The 18,037-nt window shown below is 72.6% G+C and carries 17 protein-coding genes; 3 read left to right on the top strand and 14 right to left on the bottom strand.

Going from position 1 to position 18,037, the window contains the following annotated elements:
- Positions 1–13: 13 nt before the first annotated feature.
- From ACHBTE_RS24745 to ACHBTE_RS24710, 8 genes are all read right to left on the bottom strand, one after another.
- Positions 14–1,294, bottom strand: a complete 1,281-nt coding sequence (locus ACHBTE_RS24745; RefSeq protein WP_394726267.1) for a P450-derived glycosyltransferase activator — start codon at positions 1,292–1,294, stop codon at positions 14–16.
- 72 nt (positions 1,295–1,366) lie between these two features.
- On the bottom strand, positions 1,367–2,140 hold the full coding sequence (locus tag ACHBTE_RS24740; protein ID WP_394726266.1) for an SDR family NAD(P)-dependent oxidoreductase: 774 nt from the start codon (positions 2,138–2,140) through the stop codon (positions 1,367–1,369).
- Positions 2,133–3,470 carry an activator-dependent family glycosyltransferase gene (locus tag ACHBTE_RS24735; RefSeq protein ID WP_394726265.1) on the bottom strand — a complete coding sequence of 446 codons (1,338 nt, stop codon included), beginning with the start codon at positions 3,468–3,470 and terminating at the stop codon, positions 2,133–2,135. The genes ACHBTE_RS24740 and ACHBTE_RS24735 overlap by 8 nt, the downstream gene beginning before the upstream one ends.
- The gene (locus ACHBTE_RS24730) at positions 3,470–4,423 is read right to left on the bottom strand and encodes an aromatase/cyclase (RefSeq protein ID WP_394726264.1); all 954 of its coding nucleotides are present in this window, start codon (positions 4,421–4,423) and stop codon (positions 3,470–3,472) included. Before ACHBTE_RS24730 ends, ACHBTE_RS24735 begins: the two co-directional genes overlap by 1 nt.
- A 32-nt stretch (positions 4,424–4,455) precedes the next feature.
- Complete coding sequence (locus ACHBTE_RS24725) at positions 4,456–5,241, bottom strand: SDR family NAD(P)-dependent oxidoreductase (RefSeq protein ID WP_394726263.1); 786 nt, start codon at positions 5,239–5,241, stop codon at positions 4,456–4,458.
- A gap of 8 nt (positions 5,242–5,249) precedes the next feature.
- Positions 5,250–6,473 (bottom strand): ketosynthase chain-length factor, encoded by a 1,224-nt coding sequence (locus ACHBTE_RS24720; protein ID WP_394726262.1) that lies wholly within the window; start codon positions 6,471–6,473, stop codon positions 5,250–5,252.
- On the bottom strand, positions 6,470–7,750 hold the full coding sequence (locus ACHBTE_RS24715; RefSeq protein ID WP_394726261.1) for a beta-ketoacyl-[acyl-carrier-protein] synthase family protein: 1,281 nt from the start codon (positions 7,748–7,750) through the stop codon (positions 6,470–6,472). The genes ACHBTE_RS24720 and ACHBTE_RS24715 overlap by 4 nt, the downstream gene beginning before the upstream one ends.
- Complete coding sequence (locus ACHBTE_RS24710) at positions 7,750–8,100, bottom strand: antibiotic biosynthesis monooxygenase family protein (protein WP_394726260.1); 351 nt, start codon at positions 8,098–8,100, stop codon at positions 7,750–7,752. Before ACHBTE_RS24710 ends, ACHBTE_RS24715 begins: the two co-directional genes overlap by 1 nt.
- A 229-nt stretch (positions 8,101–8,329) precedes the next feature.
- Between ACHBTE_RS24710 and ACHBTE_RS24705 the strand changes: the two genes are divergently transcribed.
- Together ACHBTE_RS24705 and ACHBTE_RS24700 are read left to right on the top strand one after the other, a co-directional pair.
- The gene (locus ACHBTE_RS24705; protein WP_394726259.1) at positions 8,330–8,764 is read left to right on the top strand and encodes a SnoaL/DnrD family polyketide biosynthesis methyl ester cyclase; all 435 of its coding nucleotides are present in this window, start codon (positions 8,330–8,332) and stop codon (positions 8,762–8,764) included.
- 26 nt (positions 8,765–8,790) lie between these two features.
- Complete coding sequence (locus ACHBTE_RS24700) at positions 8,791–9,411, top strand: disulfide bond formation protein DsbA (RefSeq protein ID WP_394726258.1); 621 nt, start codon at positions 8,791–8,793, stop codon at positions 9,409–9,411.
- 69 nt (positions 9,412–9,480) lie between these two features.
- On the opposite strand, the gene ACHBTE_RS24695 is transcribed toward ACHBTE_RS24700, so the two are convergent.
- The 4 genes from ACHBTE_RS24695 to ACHBTE_RS24680 form a co-directional block, all read right to left on the bottom strand.
- Positions 9,481–10,374, bottom strand: coding sequence for an alpha/beta fold hydrolase (locus tag ACHBTE_RS24695; RefSeq protein WP_394726257.1), 894 nt, complete (start codon positions 10,372–10,374; stop codon positions 9,481–9,483).
- A gap of 86 nt (positions 10,375–10,460) precedes the next feature.
- Positions 10,461–11,543, bottom strand: coding sequence for a methyltransferase (locus ACHBTE_RS24690; RefSeq protein WP_394726256.1), 1,083 nt, complete (start codon positions 11,541–11,543; stop codon positions 10,461–10,463).
- Positions 11,540–12,775 carry an acyl-CoA dehydrogenase family protein gene (locus ACHBTE_RS24685; protein WP_394726255.1) on the bottom strand — a complete coding sequence of 412 codons (1,236 nt, stop codon included), beginning with the start codon at positions 12,773–12,775 and terminating at the stop codon, positions 11,540–11,542. The genes ACHBTE_RS24690 and ACHBTE_RS24685 overlap by 4 nt, the downstream gene beginning before the upstream one ends.
- The gene (locus ACHBTE_RS24680; RefSeq protein ID WP_394726254.1) at positions 12,772–13,542 is read right to left on the bottom strand and encodes an NAD-dependent epimerase/dehydratase family protein; all 771 of its coding nucleotides are present in this window, start codon (positions 13,540–13,542) and stop codon (positions 12,772–12,774) included. The genes ACHBTE_RS24685 and ACHBTE_RS24680 overlap by 4 nt, the downstream gene beginning before the upstream one ends.
- A 191-nt stretch (positions 13,543–13,733) precedes the next feature.
- On the opposite strand from ACHBTE_RS24680, the gene ACHBTE_RS24675 reads away from it, so the two are divergent.
- A complete protein-coding gene (locus tag ACHBTE_RS24675) occupies positions 13,734–14,852 on the top strand; it encodes a nucleotide disphospho-sugar-binding domain-containing protein (RefSeq protein WP_394726253.1) in 1,119 nt (372 codons plus the stop codon).
- Between the two features lie 39 nt (positions 14,853–14,891).
- On the opposite strand, the gene ACHBTE_RS24670 is transcribed toward ACHBTE_RS24675, so the two are convergent.
- Both ACHBTE_RS24670 and ACHBTE_RS24665 read right to left on the bottom strand, forming a co-directional pair.
- Entirely contained in the window at positions 14,892–16,508 is a 1,617-nt protein-coding gene (locus ACHBTE_RS24670) for an FAD-binding oxidoreductase (RefSeq protein WP_394726252.1), read from the bottom strand.
- 76 nt (positions 16,509–16,584) lie between these two features.
- Positions 16,585–18,000: an activator-dependent family glycosyltransferase gene (locus ACHBTE_RS24665; protein ID WP_394726251.1), complete on the bottom strand. Its 1,416-nt coding sequence runs from the start codon at positions 17,998–18,000 to the stop codon at positions 16,585–16,587.
- Between the last annotated feature and the right edge of the window lie 37 nt (positions 18,001–18,037).

Raw genomic sequence — 18,037 nt, 5'->3', positions numbered from 1 at the left:
GCGGGTGGTGCGATCACCGGGCGAGGGGCAGCTCCAGTACGGCTCCGGTGACCCCGGACCGCAGCCGGCGCAGGACCGGCCCCGTGCGCCGCACCCCGGGTGCCTCGGCCGCCAGGACGCGCAGCGCGCACTCGGCCTGGAGCCTCACCAGTGGCGCGAGCAACGACACGGGCAGACCCGCGGAGAACACCAGGGGCTCGCCGTCGCGCTTCCTGGCCGGGTCGAAGACGGACGGCTCCGTGTGGGCCTCGGGGTCCCTGCCCGCCGCCTCGACCGCGACGACCACCTGACCGCCGGCCGGCACGGCCGTTCCGGCCAGTTCGAGGTCCTCGACGGCGTACAGCGCGACGAGCCGGACCGGCGGGGCGTGCCGCAGCGTCTCCTCGACGACCGCCGGTGCACCGGCCGGGTCGTCGCACAAGGACCGCCAGACACCGGGGTTCTCGAGCAGGGCGGCCACCGAGCCGCAGAACAGGGTCGAGGACAGCTCCGGCCCGACGAGGGCCAGCAGCATGCACACCGACCGCACCTCGTCCTCGTGCGTGGCGGCCAGCAGTGCGCTGACCAGATCGTCCCCGGGCGTCTGACGCCGCCGCGCGATCAGGTCGGTGAGCAGGGACCGCATGCCCTCGACGGAGGTGATCAGCTCGTGCGCCGTCCGCAGGTGCGGTGAGCACAGCATGGCGTCCAGAGCGGGTGCCGCGCCCCGGCACAGCGCGGCGAAGCGGTCGCGGTCCTCCTCCGGGACCCCGAGGAGCTCCCGTACGACCTCGGCGGCGAACCGGTCGGCGACATCCACCCGCAGGTCGAACTGAGCGCCCGCGTCGGCGAGGGCCTGGCGCTGGTCCCGCTCCACCACGGGCCGCCACCGCTCCAGTGCCTTGGCGCCCAGCAGCGGCTCCAGCAGTTCACGCACCCGCTCGCAGTCGGCCCGGCCGGCGGTCAGGAACATCTCGTCGAAGGGCAGGATCTCGCGCAGCGCGGGCACCTCCCACGGCATCGGTTCACGCTGCTCGCCCTCGCCGTCGTCGGCGGCGGACGCGTCCGCGTCGGGGTGCCGGACACTCAGCCGCGGGTCGCCGAGCGCCTGTACGGCGACCTCGTGACGGCCCGTCACCCAGGCTTCGGCGCTGCTCCGGTACAGCGGGCCGCGCTCCCGGATCAGTTCGCCGAGCAGATGCGGATCGTCGTCTGCGGCCCGCAGCAGCAGGGCGTACGGGTCCTCCTTCGTGCCGATGATCCACTGGACACCGCGGTGCGTGAGCAGCACCCGGCCCAGCTCGCTGTCGGTCATGCTCACCATGTCCTCAACTCCGCTTCTTTCGAGGTGCCGCCGCGGGCCGGTGCCACGGCCGCGGGGGCCGGGTCAGGTCAGGGAGAGGCCGCCGTCGACCGGCAGGACGGCGCCGGTCAGGTAGTGCGCGGCGGGCCGGGTCAGCCGCGTGATCCACCAGGCGATCTCCTCGGGCGTGCCGACCCGGCCCTGCGGGGTCAGGCCGCCGACGTGCCGGAGCATGCCGTCGTACTGCTCCGGCGACATCCCGGCCCGTTCCGCGAAGCCGGAGTCGACCAGGCCGGGGGCGACGCCGACGACCCGGATGCCGCGCGGGGCGAGTTCGACCGCCCAGGTGCGGGTGAGGAAGTCGAGTGCGGCCTTCGCGGCGCCGTACACGCCGTTGCCCGGCCAGGCCCGGGACCCGCGGGCGCCGGACGAGCCGATGTTCACCACCGTGCCGCCGCCGTCGGCGGCGAGGGCGTCGAGTGCGCACCGGGTGAGCAGGACGGGCGCCGCGAGGTTCGTGGCGAGCTGGGTGGTCACCTGTTCGTGGTCGGTGTCGGCGAGGGCGCGGTGCCCCAGGGCCGCCGCGTTGTTCACCAGGACGTCGATCCCGCCCAGTTCGCGCAGAGCGGCGTCCACGATCTGCCGGGGCGCGTCGGGAGCGGTGAGGTCGACGGCGAGCGTCGCGATGGCGTCGTGGCCCTTGGCGGTGGCGGCGAGATCGGCCGCCGTGCGGCCGACGACCAGGACGGCCGCGCCCTCCTCCGCGAAGGCGTGGGCGGTGGCCCTGCCGATTCCGGAGCCGCCGCCGGTGACCACGACGTACCGCGGGGCGGGGGGAAGTGCGGCTGTGTCAGGCATCGTTCCTCACAGGGACGAGGGGCTGCGGGACGCCGGGCAGGCGGTGCTCGGCGGTGAGCGACTCCAGTACCGGGACGATGTCCCGGGGCGAGGGGGTGGCCAGCGTCTCCCGGCGCAGCCGGTCGGCCCCGGCCGCGAACGACGGCTCCGTCAGGACGCGGTCGAGCGCGTCGCGCAGGGCGGCTGCGGTCAGGGTCCCCGCGTCCAGGCACAGGCCGGCGCCGGCCCGGGCCACGAGGTCGGCGCGGATGCCGTTGTCCCACATGCTGCCGGGCACCAGGATCTGCGGGACGCCGTACAGGAACGCGGTGTGGACCGTGCCGGAGCCGCCGTGGCTGATGATCGCCGAGCAGGTCGGCAGCAACGCGTCCATCGGCACGAAGTCGACGGTGCGGACGTTGTCGGGGAGGCTCGGGACCTCGCGCAGCTGAGCCGCGTTCAGGGTGGCGACGACCTCGACGTCCAGGCCGGCGACCGCGTCGATCAGCTCGCCGATGGACGCCTGGTCACCGCCCATCACCTCGCGGTGCGACACCCCGAGGGTGAGGCACACCCGGGGCCGCTTGGGTGCCTCGCGCAGCCAGGCCGGGATGCTGCCCCTGCCGTTGTAGGCGACGCACCGCAGCGGCACGTACGGCAGGTCGGCCGGGAGCCGCAGGGAGGGCGGCACCGGGTCGATGGTCCACTGACCGGTCACCAGGTCCTCGGTGAACGTGCCGCCGTAGCGCTCCATCACCCAGCCGAGCCACTCCCTCATGGGGTCCTCGCGCAGGGCGGCGGGCCGCTTGTCCAGCTCCGCCAGATAGCTCTCGCGCATCCGGCCGACCAGGTCCAGGCCGAACATCAGCCGGGCGTGCGCCGCGCCGGTGACCCGGGCGGCGACGGCGCCCGCGAAGGTCAGCGGGTCCCAGACGACCAGGTCGGGCCGCCAGCCGCGGGCGAAGTCCACCAGGTCGTCGATCATCTCGGTGGACGAGTAGTTCTGGAAGACCGCGGACGTCATGGCCGTGAACACGCCGTGCATGTGGTCGTACGTCAGCTTCTCGGGGCGCAGTTCGTCCATCGCGAGCAGCAGCTGCGCGTCCGGGGCGTCGTCCTGGAAGGTGTCCTGGGAGGCGTCCTCGCGTTCGCGCAGCTCCTCCATCACCTGGTCCTCGTTGAGCTCACGGCCCACCGGGACCGCGGTCAGACCGGTGCGGGCGATCACCTCGCCGAGGTCGGGGTGGCTGGCGAGCCGGACCTCGTGCCCGGCGACCCGCAGCGCCCAGGCCAGCGCCACCTGGGCGTGGACGTGGTTGCGGGCGCCGAAGGTGGTGAACAGGACCCGCATCAGCGCTCCCGGACCGAGCGCTCGGCGTGCTCCTTGGCGAGGTGCATCGTCGCGGTGCTGTTGCGGCCGAGCGCGTCCCGGACGAAGGTCCGCGCGTCCTCGACCGTGGCGCCCTCGCCGAGGACCGGGACGATCGCCTCGGGGTTGAGCACGACGGTGTGCGTCGAGGTGACGGTGCAGCCGGACGGGCTCTTCTCGATCTGCCAGCGGCCGTTGTGGACGGTCATCAGCGCCGGGGTCCTGAGCTGCTTGTAGACGATGGTGGTGGAAGGGAAGCAGACCCGCACCGACTTCGTCGTGTGGACGGCGCCGTTCGGGGTGAGCGTGTCCATCTCCAGCAGTTGCAGGCCGGGGGTGCTCTCCTCGAGCCCGACCCGGGTCACATGCGGTAGCCGCTCGTCCCACCGCCCCGCGTCATAGAGGAAGTCGTAGACCTCGGCCGGGTCGCCGGCCACCTCCACCACGTCGTCGAACTGCAACGCGAGGGCGTCGGCGGCGGAGCCGGCGGCGCCTTCCGCGGCCCGCTTGAGCGCGCCGAGTTCGGCGTCGCTGTTGCGGTCGATGGCCCGGGTGATCCACTCGACACCTTCGGGGTCGTCGTCGACGGCCCGGAAGTCGTGGAGGAGACGGACCAGTGTCCCGGAGTCCGGCAGCTGCTCGACGATCCATTCCCCGCCCATGGCGGCGACCGGCGGCTGGGACACCTCCTGGCGGAAGCTCACCCGCAGGCCCTCCGGGTCGAGGACACGGCGTGAGGTCCAGGTCTTGACGGAGTCGTTGGCGGTCGCCCAGATCCGGATGCGCTCGCCCGACGCGGTCCGTTCGAGTACCTCCACATGGACGGTCGGGGGGAAGACCCCCGGCCAGGCGTCGACGTCCGCGATCAGGCCGAAGACGGTCTGCGCGGGGGCCTGCACGGTGATTTGGTGCTCGGCTCGGTGGGTGTTCGTCATGCTGCCGGTCTCCTAGTCGTCGCGCGGGGCCGTCAGTAGTTGCCCAGTCCGCCGCAGACGTTGATCGCCTGTGCCGTGACGGGGGCGGCCTGGTCGGTGACGAGGTAGCCGACGAGACCGGCGACCTCCTCCGGGGTGGTGTACCTGCCGAGCGGGATCTTCGCCTCGAACCGTTCCAGTACGGCTTCCTCCGTGGTGTCCCAGACCGCGGCGTAGCCCTGCCGTACCCGCTGGGCCATGGGGGTCTCCACATAGCCGGGGCAGACCGCGTTCACGGTGATGCCGCTCTTCGCCAACTCCAGGCCCAGCGCCTTGGTGAAGCCGACGACCCCGTGCTTGGACGCGGAGTAGGGGGCGCCCAGCACCACGCCCTGCTTGCCGCCGGTCGAGGCGATGTTGACGACCCGGCCCCGGCCCCGCTCCAGCATGCCGCCGGTGGTGAGCGCCTCCCGGGTGACCCGGAGGACGCTGTTGAGGTTGGTGTCGATGACGTCGAGCCACAGCTCGTCGGTGATCTGCGCGGTGGGGCCTCCCCCGCTGCGGCCGGCGTTGTTCACCAGCACGTCCACCGGTCCGTACCGGTCGACGGCGGCCCGGACGAACGCGCCGACCTGTTCGGTGGAGCGGACGTCGCACACCTGGCCGGCGACCTCGTACCCCTTGTCGCGCAGCCGCTCCACGGTGAGTTCGAGGTTGTCGGTGTCACGGGCGCAGATGGACACCCGCTGCCCGAGCTGGCAGAGCAGGGTCGTGACGGCGAGTCCGATACCACTGGTGGCACCGGTGACGACGGCGTGCCGGTCGTCTGAAACGGACATGTCTCTCCTCATCGTTGTCGGGTCACGACCGCGGCGGCGTTGAAGCCGCCCTGCCCCCGGGCCAGCACCAGCGCGGCGGACACCGGTGTCTCGCGGGGGGTGCGGACGAGGTCGATCCCGTAGTCGGGCACGGGCAGCCGCACGTTCGCGGTCGGCGGGATCACTGAGTCACGGATGGACAGCACGGCTGTCGCCAGGTCCAGGGCCGCGCCGCCGGCGCTGAGCCGCCCGGTCATCGTCTTCGGCGCGGTCACCGGTACGCCGTGCGGGCCGAACACCGCGCCGATGGCCTCCGCCTCGGCCCGGTCGAGTTCGGGCACACCCGCGGCGTCGGCGAACACCACGTCGATGTCCGCGGGGTCCAAGTCGGCCTCGCCGAGGGCGAGTTCGGCGGCCCGTCGCAGATTGGCGGGCCGACCCGACCCCGGCGGCGGGTCGAAGGTGGCCGCGTATCCGGCGATCTCCCCGTACCAGGAGCGCACCCCGCGTGCGCGCGCCGCCTTTGCGGACTCCAGGACGAACATCGCGCCGCCCTCACCGGGTACATGGCCGCAGGCGGCCGGGTCGAAGGGCAGATAGGCCCGCTCGGGGTCGGCCACCGTGCTGATCCGGCCGCTCGCCAGTTGCGCCACCCAGCCCCAGGGCGACAGCGAGCCGTCGACGCCGCCCGCCACCACCATGCGGACGTCGTCGTCGCGCAGTTGCCGCCGGGCCTTGGCCAGCGCGTCCAGGCCGCCGGCCTGCTCGGTGACGACCACGCCGCCCGGGCCCCGCAATCCGTGCCGGATGGAGATCTGCCCGGTGTTGACGGCGTAGAACCAGGCGAAGGACTGGTAGGCGCTGACGTGTTCCGGTCCCTTGCTCCAGAGGTTGTGCAGTTCGCGGTGGCCGAAGGCGAAGCCGCCGGCCGAGCTGGCGGTGACGACGCCGATGCCGTACTCCGGCAGCGCGGCCGGATCCACGCCGGCGTCCTCGATCGCCCACTCCGCGGCCACCAGCGCCAGCCGGGTCATCGGGTCGGTCTGCGGGAGCAGCCGGCTCGGGATGCCCTGCTCCCGCGCGTCGAACCCGTCGATCTCACCGGCCAGCCGGCTGGGGTAGCGCCCGGCGTCGAAGCTCTTGACCGGGCCGATCGCGGCCTGTCCGGCCAGGGTGCTGCTCCAGTGGGAGGCCGCTCCCAGACCGGTCGGCGCGAGCACGCCCATGCCGGTGATCACCGCGGTGGCGCTCATGACCGCGCTCCTTGCGGGCCGCACAGCACCATCGCGCTCTGGAAGCCCCCGAAGCCGCTGCCCACGGTGAGCACCGTGTCCACCGGCAGCTCCCGTGCCGTCAACGGCACGTAGTCCAGGTCGCATTCGGGGTCGGCCTCGTGCAGATTGGCCGTGGGCGGGACGGTGTCGTGCTCGATGGCGAGCGCACAGGCCGCGATCTCCAGCGAGCCGATCGCGCCGAGGGAGTGCCCGATCATCGACTTGATGCCGCTGACGGGAACCCGGTAGGCGTCGTCGCCCAGGGTCCGCTTGAAGGCCGCCGTCTCGTGCCGGTCGTTCTGCTTGGTGCCCGAGCCATGGGCGTTGATGTAGTCGATGTCCCGCGGGGCGACCCCGGCCCGTCCCATCGCGACACGGATGGCCTCGGCCATCTCCCGGCCGTCGGGGCGCAGCCCGGTCATGTGGAAGGCGTTGGAGCGGGAGGCGAATCCGCTGATCTCGGCGTACACATGGGCGTCGCGGCGGCGGGCGTGGTCCAGCTCCTCCAGGACGAAGACGGCGGCGCCCTCGCCGAGGACGAAGCCGTTCCTGGTGCGGTCGAAGGGCCGCGAGGCGTGAGCGGGCTCGTCGTTGCGGGGGGTGGTCGCCTTGATCGCGTCGAAGCACGCCACGGTGATCGGTGAGATCGGGGCGTCGGTGGCGCCGGCCACCATCACGTCCGCCGAGCCCTCCCGGATCAGCTCCACCGCGTGCCCGACCGAGTCAAGCCCCGAGGTGCAGCCGGTGGAGATCAGCGACACGGGGCCCTCGGCGCCGACGTCACGGGCGACCTCGGCGGCGATCGAGCTCGGCACGAAGTAGTCGAAGAGGTGCCGCCCGGCGTAGGCGTCGTCCACCTGCCAGTGCCGCCCGCCGTCACTGACGACGGAGTACTCGTCCTCGAGGCTCATGGTGCAGCCGACGGCGCTGCCGATGGTGACGCCGGTACGCGCGGGGTCCAGCCCCGCGAACTCCAGCCCGCTGTCGGCGACGCCCTCGCGGGCGCTCACCACGGCGAACTGGGCGGCGCGGTCCATGCGCCGGGCCTGCTGCGGGGTCAGTCCCTCGCGCAGCGGGTCGAAGTCGACCTCGGCGGCGACCTGCGAGCGGTAGGGCGCCGGGTCGAAGAAGCTGATCCTCCTGGTCGCCGTCCGCCCTGCGGTCAGCGCGTCCCAGTAGGGTTTGCGCCCCACGGCGCCGGGCGCGACGACACCGATGCCGGTGATGACGACACGGCGGCCTCTGGGCGTGGCCATCACTGGCCCTCCGTCGCCGCCCGCTCCGCCGACACCTGCTGCCGGGGGACGTACAGGCCGGGCTCACTGGTGCTCAGTTCCCGTATGGCCGCGGCGTGCCGGGGGAACGAGGGGGCGCCCACCGCCGCGCGGAAGGCGTCCGCGTCGCGCCAGTGCGCGATGTTGATCCAGCGGGTGGGGTCCTCGGCGTGCTGGTGCAGGGTGTACCGCAGAAAGCCGTCCCGGTCCGCCAGGAAGCGTCCGGTCTCGGCGAAGGCCTTGACGAACTCCTCCGGCGAGGCGTGCAGGGTGAACCTGTTGATGAAGGTGACCACCCCGTTCCCGGCGGGATCAAGGTCGTTGGGCTGCATCTCATCGCCTCTTCTCACGTGCGACGTAGGGCTGTGACGATGTGGCGTCGTCCAACGTGGGCGGCGGCTCTCGCAGCGCGCTCAACAGCGTCTGGACCCGGTGCCGTTCGCGGGCGGCCGGGGGTTCGAGCAGCCGTGGAGCGCCGGATCGAGCCATCGTCGATCCGCTGCCGACCGGGGCGTTGGGATGCTCGTCGACGATGAGCACACCGAGAAGCGGAGGCGCACGATGAGTCGGAACGTCGAAGCGGTACGGCGGATGATCAAGGCGTACAACACGGGCAGTACGGATGACGTCCACGAGTTCATCCACCCCGAGTATCTGAATCCGGCCACAATCGAGCACGGCATCGGGGAGGGGCCCGAGGCGTTCGCGAAGGCGGTAGCGTGGCTGCGGATGACCTTCTCCGAGGACGCGCACCTGGAGGAGGTCAAGATCGAGGAGCGGGGCGACTGGGTGCGCGCGTATCTGGTGCTGCACGGCCGGCACATCGGCCCCATGGTGGGCTTCGCACCCACCGGCCGCCGGTTCGCCGGGGAGCAGATCCATCTGCTGCGCCTGGTCGACGGCCGGATCAGGGACCACCGGGACTGGCCCGAGTACCAGAGCACCTACCGGCAGCTCGGTGAGCCCTGGCCCGAGCCGGACGGCTGGCGCCGCTAGGAACGCACTGTGCAAGGAGCCGATCGATGACCGAAGCACGGACCGTCGACTTCTGGTTCGACCCCGTCTGCCCGTACACGTGGATCGCCTCGCGCTGGATGGTGGAGGTCGCCAAGGTGCGGCCGGTGACCGTCCGCTGGCGGGTGATGAGTCTGTCGGTGCTCAACGAGCACCGGGACGACAACCCCGAGGGCGAGTGGGAGGACTACATGTGGGCGCCGGTGCGGGTGTGTGCCGCGGTGGAGGAGCGGTTCGGCGGGCAGGCGCTCGGTGACCTGTTCACGGCGATGGGGACCCGCTTCCACCTCCAGGGCGACTGGGGGAACCTCGCGGGGGCCCTGGCGGACGCCGGGCTGCCTCAGTCCCTCGCGGAGGTCGCCGAATCGACCGAGTACGACGAGGCCGTGCGGTCCTCGCACGCTCAGGCCATCGCCATGGCCGGCGGTGACATCGGCACCCCGGTGGTGTCGGTCGCCGGACCCGATGGCGAACGGGTCGGCTTCTTCGGTCCGGTCGTCTCCCCCGCACCCACCGGGGAGACGGCCGGACAGCTGTGGGACGGCTTCCTGCTGATGGCCTCCGTCCCGGGTTTCTACGAGGTCAAGCGCACCCGAACGGGAGAGCCCCGCTTCGACCTGCCGGCCTGAACCGGCCCCGGCCGCCCGGACCGCCGCGACCGCCCTGATCTGCCGTCACCCGTGGCGTCACCCATGCCGTCACCCGTGCCGTCGGACGTGGCGCAGCAGGGCCTCGGTGACGGGGCGGTGGACCGCGGCCGGCAGGGCATGGCCCATGTGCTCGATCTCCACCAGTTCCGTGCCGGGGATCTGATCGGCGAGATGGCGGCCGTGCGGCGGCGGGGCGATCGGGTCCTGCATCGCCTGGATCACCTGCGTGGGCACCCGGACGTCCCGCAGTTCGGGGGCCCGCTCGCGAGGCGGCGGCTGCACCGCGTAGTGCGCCTGCGGCTCGGTCAACGACCCCGAGTGGTCGATCGCCTGCTGTTCCCAGCGCCGGAAGTCGGCCTCGCCGAAGGGGACTTCGTCCCCGGAGAACAGCTTCCACCGGCGTATCCGGCGGTCCAGCTCCGCCTCCGGGCCCGCCGCGTCCTCGTTCATGACGGCGAGCGCCTTCAGGAACCGTTCCTGCGGCAGAGGCAGTCCGTCGGCCGAGGGCTCCCCGGTCATGGCACGGCGGATGTTGCCGGGGAAGTCCACGTCGAGCGCTCCGCTGAGCATCATCGACATGCTCAGCATCCGCTGCGGGTGGTCCAGCGCGACCAGCTGGCACAGGACCGCGCCCATGGACATGCCGACGAAGTGGGCCCGTTCGACGCCCCAGCCGTCGAGCACCGCCACCGCGTCGGCGGCCAGCTGGAGATAGCCGTACGGTCGTTCGGCGGGGTCCCAGCCGGTGGAGCGGCCCACGCCCCAGTGGTCGTAGCGGATGACATGGAGCCCGCCGGCGACGAGCAGTTCGACGAACTCGGCGGGCCAGCTCAGCGCGGTGAGGTTTCCCCCCGCGACCAGGAGCAGGGTGGGATCGGCCGGGTCGCCGAAGTCCTCGCTCCACAGCTCGACGTCCTTCGATGTGACGACGCGTTGTGTCACTGCGGCATACCTCTCGGCTCGGGGAACCATGGGTTCCGTGGATCGACGGTCGTGGTGGACGGCGGATCGTGGCCGGCGGGCCGCGCTCAGCGCGGGGCCAGCTCCCACAGGCAGGAGTCCAGGGGCACGTTGGGCGAGACCAGGGGCCCGGTCTTGGAGACGACGTCGAGTCCGGCGGCGTCGGCCAGCCGGTACCACTCGTCGTCGGTGCGCACCCGGCCGCCGAGGAAGACCAGCATGCGCATGTCGAGCACGCTGAAGTACAGGTCCGAGGTCCGTGTCCCGCCGGCCGGCGCCTCGGCCCGCTCCAGCAGGACGATCCGGCCGCCCGGCCGCAGCGCGGCACGGCAGCGTGCCAGGATCCGCAGCGCCTCGGGATCGGACCAGTTCAGCAGGACGAACGACAGCAGGACTACGTCGGCGGAGACCGGCAGTTCGTCGAAGAAGTCGCCGGCGACGACGTCGACGCGATCGCCCAGGCCGGCCTCCGCGATGCGCTCGCGCGCCCGGCCGGCCGCGCCCGGCAGGTCCAGCAGGGTGCCGTGGGCCTCGGGCGCGGCTCGCAGGATGGCCGTGAGCAGGCCGCCCGGCGCCCCGCCCACGTCGAGCACCTGCCGTGCCCGGCTCCAGTCGTACGCGGCGACGGGCGCGGCGAACGCGGCGTCCTCCCGTGTGGTCATCAGGGCGTCGAACGAGGCGCCGAGGGCGTCGTCGTCGGACAGGTCGGTCCAGAACGGCTTGCCGTAGTGGCCTTCGTACTGGGGCCGCCCGGTGCGGACCGCCTCCAGCAGGTGGAGGAAGGTCAGGTCGGCGCGCCCGACGGCCTGGTCCAGGTCGAGCCAGGAGCGCTGCCGTGCCGGATGGCCGTCGGCGAGCAGCTCTCCGACCCGGGTCGGCCCGTAGTGCCCGGGCCGGGTCTCCTCGAGGACACCGGCGGCGGCCAGGTGCCGCATCAGCCGCGACAGCGCGTCCGGGTCCGCCCCGGTGGCCTCGGCGAGGGCGTCGGCGCTCGTCGTGCCGGCGCGCAGATGGTCGACCAGCCGCAGGGTGGCCGCGACCCGCAGGGCCATGGGGGTGACCAGGTTGGACATGCGCACCAGGGCGTCTACCGGCCGCTCGTCCGCCGTGCCGCCGTGTCCTTCGTCCGTCGTGCCGTTCGTCCCGCTCATGCCCGGCCGCCTTCCGCGTCGGTGCCGAGCGCGTACGCGCTGAGGTGGTCCACGGCGTCGGCGTAGGTGAAGGGCTGCATGAACCAGCCGGCGCGGACGTCGCGGTAGTGGCGGGACAGCGGGTGGTGGGCGCTGAAGGAGGCGCCGCCCACCAGTGTCATGCAGTCCTCGACGACAGCCGCCGCGGTCCGGTTGACGACGAGCTTCGCGTACTGGAAGGGCGCCATCATCAGCCGGCCGCGCTCGTCCGGGTCGTCCGTCGTACGCCGCGCGTGACGGTCGGCGTTGGTCAGGGCCGCCGCCAGCGCCGTGCGCAGCGTGTAGAGCTTCACGTCGAGTTCGGCGACCAGGGTGCGGACCGCGGCGGCCGGCTGTTCACCGCGCCGGGCGACCGCGGCGACGGCGAAGTCACGGGCCGCCTGGGCGATGCCCGCGTACACGCCGAGCAGTCCGATGGAGCTGACGGTCTGGCCGGCCATCGCGGCGTCGTTGCGCACGCCGACCGGTCCGCGCAGGAAGACGTCGGTGGCGGGGACCGGGCAGTCCTGGAAGACGACCTCCGTGCTGGCCGAGGCCCGCATGCCCATGCCGTTCCAGTTGTCCGGCGCCTTCAGTCCGGGCGCGTCGGCGGGCAGGAAGGCGGAGGCCAGCCGTGGCGGTCCGGAGGCGGGCCGGGTCTGCGCCGCGACGACGAAGTGGCTGGCGAACGGGGCCATGCTGACCAGGATCTTGCGGCCGGTCAGCCGCCAGCCGCCGTCCGCCGCGGGCACCAGCTCCGTGATGCCGCCGGCGTCCTTGAGGGCACCGCTGATCAGCGCGCCCTGCGTACCCATCAGCCGCAACAGGCGCTCGGCCAGGGCGCGTCCGGTGTCGGTGCCGTGCTCGCGTTCGTACGACATGGTGATCCCGCGGCTGAACTGCATGTGCAGCGACAGCGCGACGGACGCGTCGGCCTCGGCGATCCGCTTCACCGCGAGGCACACGTCGTGGACGCTGCTCACGCCCAGTCCGCCGAACTCGCGCGGCACGGTCGCGCCGAGTACGCCGTCGTCAGCCAGGCGCCGGACGGTGTCCAGCGGGAAGGTACCGACCCGGTCGTGCTCGGTCGCGTCGGACGCCATGCCCGGCAGATGCCTGTCCAGTACGTCCAGCAGGGCCCGGCCCTCGGGGGTGAGCGGCTCGGCGAGGAGTCCCGCCGTGGTGACGGCCGTGCCGTCGGCCTGATCCGTCATGGCCTTTGCGTCCTTTCCGTCCGGATGACGTCGGCGGGGCGTACGGCCGCCAGATATCGGTCGATGGCTCTGCGGTGGTACCCCGGCCCGAACCCCAGCCGGTCCACCTCGGGCACCAGCCGCCTAAGTCTGCTGACGCGGGGGCAGTGCTCGACGCTGTCGCCGGTGACCTGCCATTCGGCCCTGGTGCCGAGCCGGCGTTCGAGATGCCGCACGATGGTGGCGACCTCCACGCAGTCCCCCGAGGCGAGGTTCACGGTCTCGTCGCGCACGCCGGTCCGCAGCAGGGCGTCCAGCACGGTGGTGAAGTCCGCCACGTGCACCATGTCCCGGCGCGCCCCGCGCTGGACGCGCACCCGGCCGGCCCGCACCTGGCTGATCAGCGCGGCGAGCAGGCGGAAGGGGGGCTCGTCCGGTCCGGCCACGTAGCCGAGCCGCAGGACGAGATGGCGCACCCCGGAAGCCTTGATCATCCGTTCGAGGTCCAGCTTGTGCTGGCCGTAGCGGGTGGAGGCGACCTGCGGGCCGTCCTCGTCACCCGGGCCGCCGGGGCCGCCGTACATGCTGACGGTGGAGAAGAACACCAGCATCCGCTCCTGCCGCAGACAGTGCCGGATCGTGTCCTCGACGAGCCTCGTCTCACGTCGGTGCGCGGCGTCGGGCAGCGGGTGCGTGGGCACTCCCGCGGCCAGGACGGTCGCTTCGGGGTGTGCCGGCGCGAGCGGGGCGAGATGTCGTGCGAGGAACCCGTTCCCGATGATCTCCATCTGACAAGACAGTCCTTCGGCTCGCTGGGGGCATCGACCCTGGCAGCCGGATGTCGAAGGACGCTCGAGAGCCCTCGGACGGCGGCCGAGGCCCTCTCGGGCGGCTGTTCAACAAGGCTCCGTGCGCCCTCAAGGGGACCGGGCAAGGGTGAGGTCTCCACCCCGTCCCTCTCGCGAGGCGAGGAGTTCCCATGCGCGTACTGTTCGTCAACTCCCCAGGGCGGGGGCACATCTTCCCGTCCGTGCCCCTGGCGCACGCGCTGACCGCGGCCGGTCACGACGTGCTGTTCGCCCAGGGCGGTGACGTCGACTCCGTGGCCGCGGCGGGCGTCAACGTCATCGATGTGACCCCCGGGCTCGACTATGCGACGGTGTTCCGGCCCGAGGAGATCGACTTCAGCGTCGACGGCGGTGACGAGTTCGTCGCCGAGCTCTTCGCCAGGGTCTCGGGTGTCACCGTCGACCGGGTGGTGGAGGTCGCCCGTGCCTGGTCCGCGGACCTGATCGTCCACTCACCGCTCCAGGGAGCGGGGCCGCTGGCGGCCGGGGTGCTCGGGGTGCCGGCCGTGCCGGTGGTGACCGGGCCGGCGGACAGCGCACCGCGCATCGACGGACTGCTGCGCGACCACATGAAGGAGGACTATCGCCGGCACGGTGTCGCGCCGGAGCCGGCGGCCGGCTTCCGCCTCAACTCGATGCCGTCCAGCCTGCTGGACCTGCTTCCCGAGCAGGTGCGCGGGGACGGTGACGTGCCGTTCCGCTATGTGCCCTTCAACGGCAACGGCGAGCTGCCCGGCTGGCTGCTGGATCCGGCGCCGCGGCCGAGGATCGCCGTCACCCTGGGGTCGATCGCCGGTCTGTGGGGCGGCCTGGCCATGCTGGCCCCGCTGGTGGCCGCGGCGGCGGACGTGGACGCGGAGTTCGTCGTCACCCTCGGCGGCGGCGACCCGGCACTGCTGGGTGAGCTGCCGGCCAATGTGCGGACGGTGGACTGGCTCGCGCTGGGGCCACTGCTGAGGACCTGCCAGGGGCTGATCCACCACGGCGGCTCCGGCACCTCGGCCGTCGCGATGGCCCTGGGCGTGCCCCAGTGCGTGATGGCGCTCAGCCCGGACCAGAAGGACAACGAGCAGGCACTCGTCGCCCGGGGCATCGCGATCGCTGCCTCCCCCGAGACGGTCGGCGCGGCGCAGTTCCAGGCCCTGCTGGCGGACGAGGGCATGCGGGCCGCCGCGGCCGAGGTGCGTGAGGAGACGGCGGCGATGCCGGCGCCCGCCGCGGTCGTCGAGCGGCTGGAGTCGCTGGGATGACGTACGGCCGGCGCCCGCGGCCCGGGCGCCGGCCGTGTGTCAGCGGCGGGCCGGCCGCACCGACATGGCGTGGCGGAAGACGTTCGCGGGGTCCCAGCGCGCCTTGATCCGCTGAAGCCTCGGGTAGTTGTCCCGGTAGTAGAAGGTGTGCCAGGGCACCCCGGAGGTGTTCCAGCGCGGGTCGATCAGGTCGGCGTCCGGGTAGTTGATGTAGGCCCCGCCGTTCGCGGCGCCGGGCACGGGCACGCCACCGGTGTCGGCGTAGACGTCCCGGTACAGCTCACGCACCCAGGCCAGTTGTGCCTCGCCGGAGATCCCGGGCCACCACGAGGTCTCGTAGGTGGCGCTGAACAGGCTGTCGCGGTGCGGGATCGCTGTCGCCGCGGCCGGTACCTCGTTGATCATGCCACCCAGCGTGGACAGGTACACGGCCGACGCCTGGTGCTCGTCGCCGCCCCGGGTCAGATGGCGGTGCAGGGTGCGGATCTGCGCCTCGGTCCAGGGCTTGCGCAGAAGCGCCGCCTTGGACTTGAAGGGGTATCTGCCGCCGGCGTACGGGTCGACGGTCAGGGTGGACTTCATCCACAGCGCGGTCGACTCCTCGATGTCCGGGCGGACCCCGGTGTCCGCGGTGATCGCCGTGACGTACTCGTCGAGCAGCTTCTTGCCGTGCGGCAGGGAGCCGTCCACGTTGGCCACGAGGGTGAAGCGTCCGCTCGCCTTGTGGTTGAGGATGAGCCAGCTGCTGAGCGGTGCGTAGCGGGATCCGGTGCCGGACTCCTTCTCGTGCCAGGCACCGTGGTTGCGCAGGATCCGTACGAACGCGGTCTCGGTCATGTCCGCCCAGGCCCAGCCGAGGGTGACGGAACGCAGCGTCGCCGGGGGCCTGGGCAGCAGGGTCGTGGGGTCGTTGCCGCGGGCGCCCGGGGAGCGCATCAGATAGCGGGTGACGATGCCGAAGTTCCCGCCGCCCCCGCCGGTGTGGGCCCACCACAGGTCGTGGTGGGGGTCGTCCGGGTCACGGGTGGCCACCACCAGGCGGGCCCGGCCGGCCCGGTCGGCGACGACCACCTCGACGCCGTACAGATGGTCGGCGACGAAGCCGTGATGCCGCGACAGCCCGCCGTATCCGCCGCCGGCGATATGTCCTCCGGCGCCGACGCTGGGGCACGCGCCGCCCGGTACGGTCACGCCCCAGCCGAGGTACAGGGTGCGGTACACCTCGCCGAGGGTCGCGCCGGACTCGATGGCGAAGGCGCGGTGCCGGGGGTCGTGGGAGACGGACTTCATCTCGGAGACGTCGACGACCATCTGGACGTCCGGGTTGTCGACGAAGTCCTCGAAGCAGTGTCCGCCGCTGCGCACGACGATGCGCCGGTCCGAGCGCAGGGCGTCGTCGACCGCGTCGACCACGTGGTCGGCCCGGTGGACGAGGCGTACGGACTCCGGCCGCGCGGAGAAGCGCCCGTTGTAGCCTCTTTCGATCAGCTCCGCATACCGGGGATCGTCGGGGCGGATGTTCTTGGCCGGGGGCCCCGGCAGGCAGTCACCGGCCCGGGCCGGCGCCGCGTGGGCCGTACCGGCTCCGCCCAGTGCCACGGCACCCCCGGCCGCGGCGCCGCCCGCGAGAAAGCCGCGGCGCGAGAAGTCCTTCACTGTCCGTCCCCCGTTTCGTCATGGGCTCTTGGGTGATTCGCGGGTCACTCGGCGGTGACCCGGTGTGCTGGTGTGGTCAGCGGTGTCCGGGCGGCGCCCCGGCTTCCCGCCGGCCGGCCTCTACGAGTTCTTCGAGGACCGGTACGACGGCGCTGGGCGCCGGCATGTCCCTCGACTCCCGGCTCAGCCGGACGGCCGCGTCGGCGAAGGACGGCTCCTCCAGGAGCCGGGTGAGCATCGTGCGCAGCGTTCCCGCGTCGGCGAGTTCGGGCCGCGCCACGCGCAGTCCGGCTCCGCGTTCCTGGAGCAGACGCGCCTTGTGGTCGGTGTCCCACACCCCGTCGGGCAGGATGAGCTGGGGCACGCCGCAGCTCAGCGCGGTGTTGAAGGTGCCGGCGCCGCCGTGGTGGATCACCGCGGAGCAGCTGGGCAGCAGGGCCTGAAGCGGCACGAAGTCCACGACGCGCACGTTGTCCGGCACGGTGCCGACGGACGCGAGCTGGGCCTTGTTCAGGGTGGCCACCACCTCGACGTCCAGTGCGGCCACGGCCGCGAGCACCTCGCCGAGCGGCAGCCGGTCGGCGCCGAGCAGCTCGCGGTGCGAGACGCCGAGCGTCAGACAGATCCGCCTGCCTGCCACCGGCTCGCGCAGCCAGTCCGGGAGGACCGAGCTGCCGTTGTGGGTGACGACCCTCATCGGTATGTGCTCCAGCCGGACGGGGAAGCGCAGCGAGGGGGGCAGCGGGTCGATGGTGCGCTGCCCGACCACGAGGTCCTCGCCGAACTCCCCGCCGTACTGCCGCATCGTCCAGCCAAGCCACTCCTCCATCGGGTCCTCCCGCTGCCCGGGGGGCAGCCGGCGTACCGCGTCGAGGTAGGACTCGCGCATCCGGCCGATGAGGTCGAGTCCGAACAGAAGCCGCACATGCGCCGCCCCGACGGCCCGCGCGGCGATCGGCCCCGCGAAGGTCAGCGGATCCCAGACGACCAGGTCGGGCCGCCACCAACGGGCGTGACGCACCAGGTCGTCCACCATGGCGGGTGCCGAGTACTGCTGGAAGACATGCGTGGTCATGGCGGTGAAGACACCGTGCATGTACGGGTAGGACAGCTTCTCCGGACGGATCTCCGTCATATCCGTCCAGTACTCGAACCGCTCGGCCATGGCCCGGTAGTCGTCCGCGCCGCCGGACTCGTCCCATGCGCCGGGATCAGAGCCGTGGGCGTCGGCGGTCTCCTCCCAGGCGCCGGTCCCGGAGGTCTCGCCGGGCCCGTCCGGCCCTTCGTGCTGCTGGTAGGAGTCCATCTGCGCGGCCAGGTCCAGGGCCGCACCGGCCGCCACCGCGGTCAGTCCGGTGCCCTTGATGTCCTCGGCGAGATCGGGCTGGCCGGCCACCTGGACCTCGTGGCCGGCGGCCCGCAGTGCCCACGCCAGCGTGACCTGTGCGAACAGATGGGACTTCGCGGTGTGTGTGGTGAACAGGACGCGCATCGGGCACCCTTCGTCGGCTGACGTGGTCGGGGCGGGG

Origin of the sequence: Streptomyces sp. M41 (genome assembly GCF_043673425.1) — a bacterium.
In the GTDB taxonomy this organism is placed as follows: Bacteria; Actinomycetota; Actinomycetes; order Streptomycetales; family Streptomycetaceae; genus Streptomyces.
This window is presented reverse-complemented; position numbering and strand designations above follow the sequence as displayed.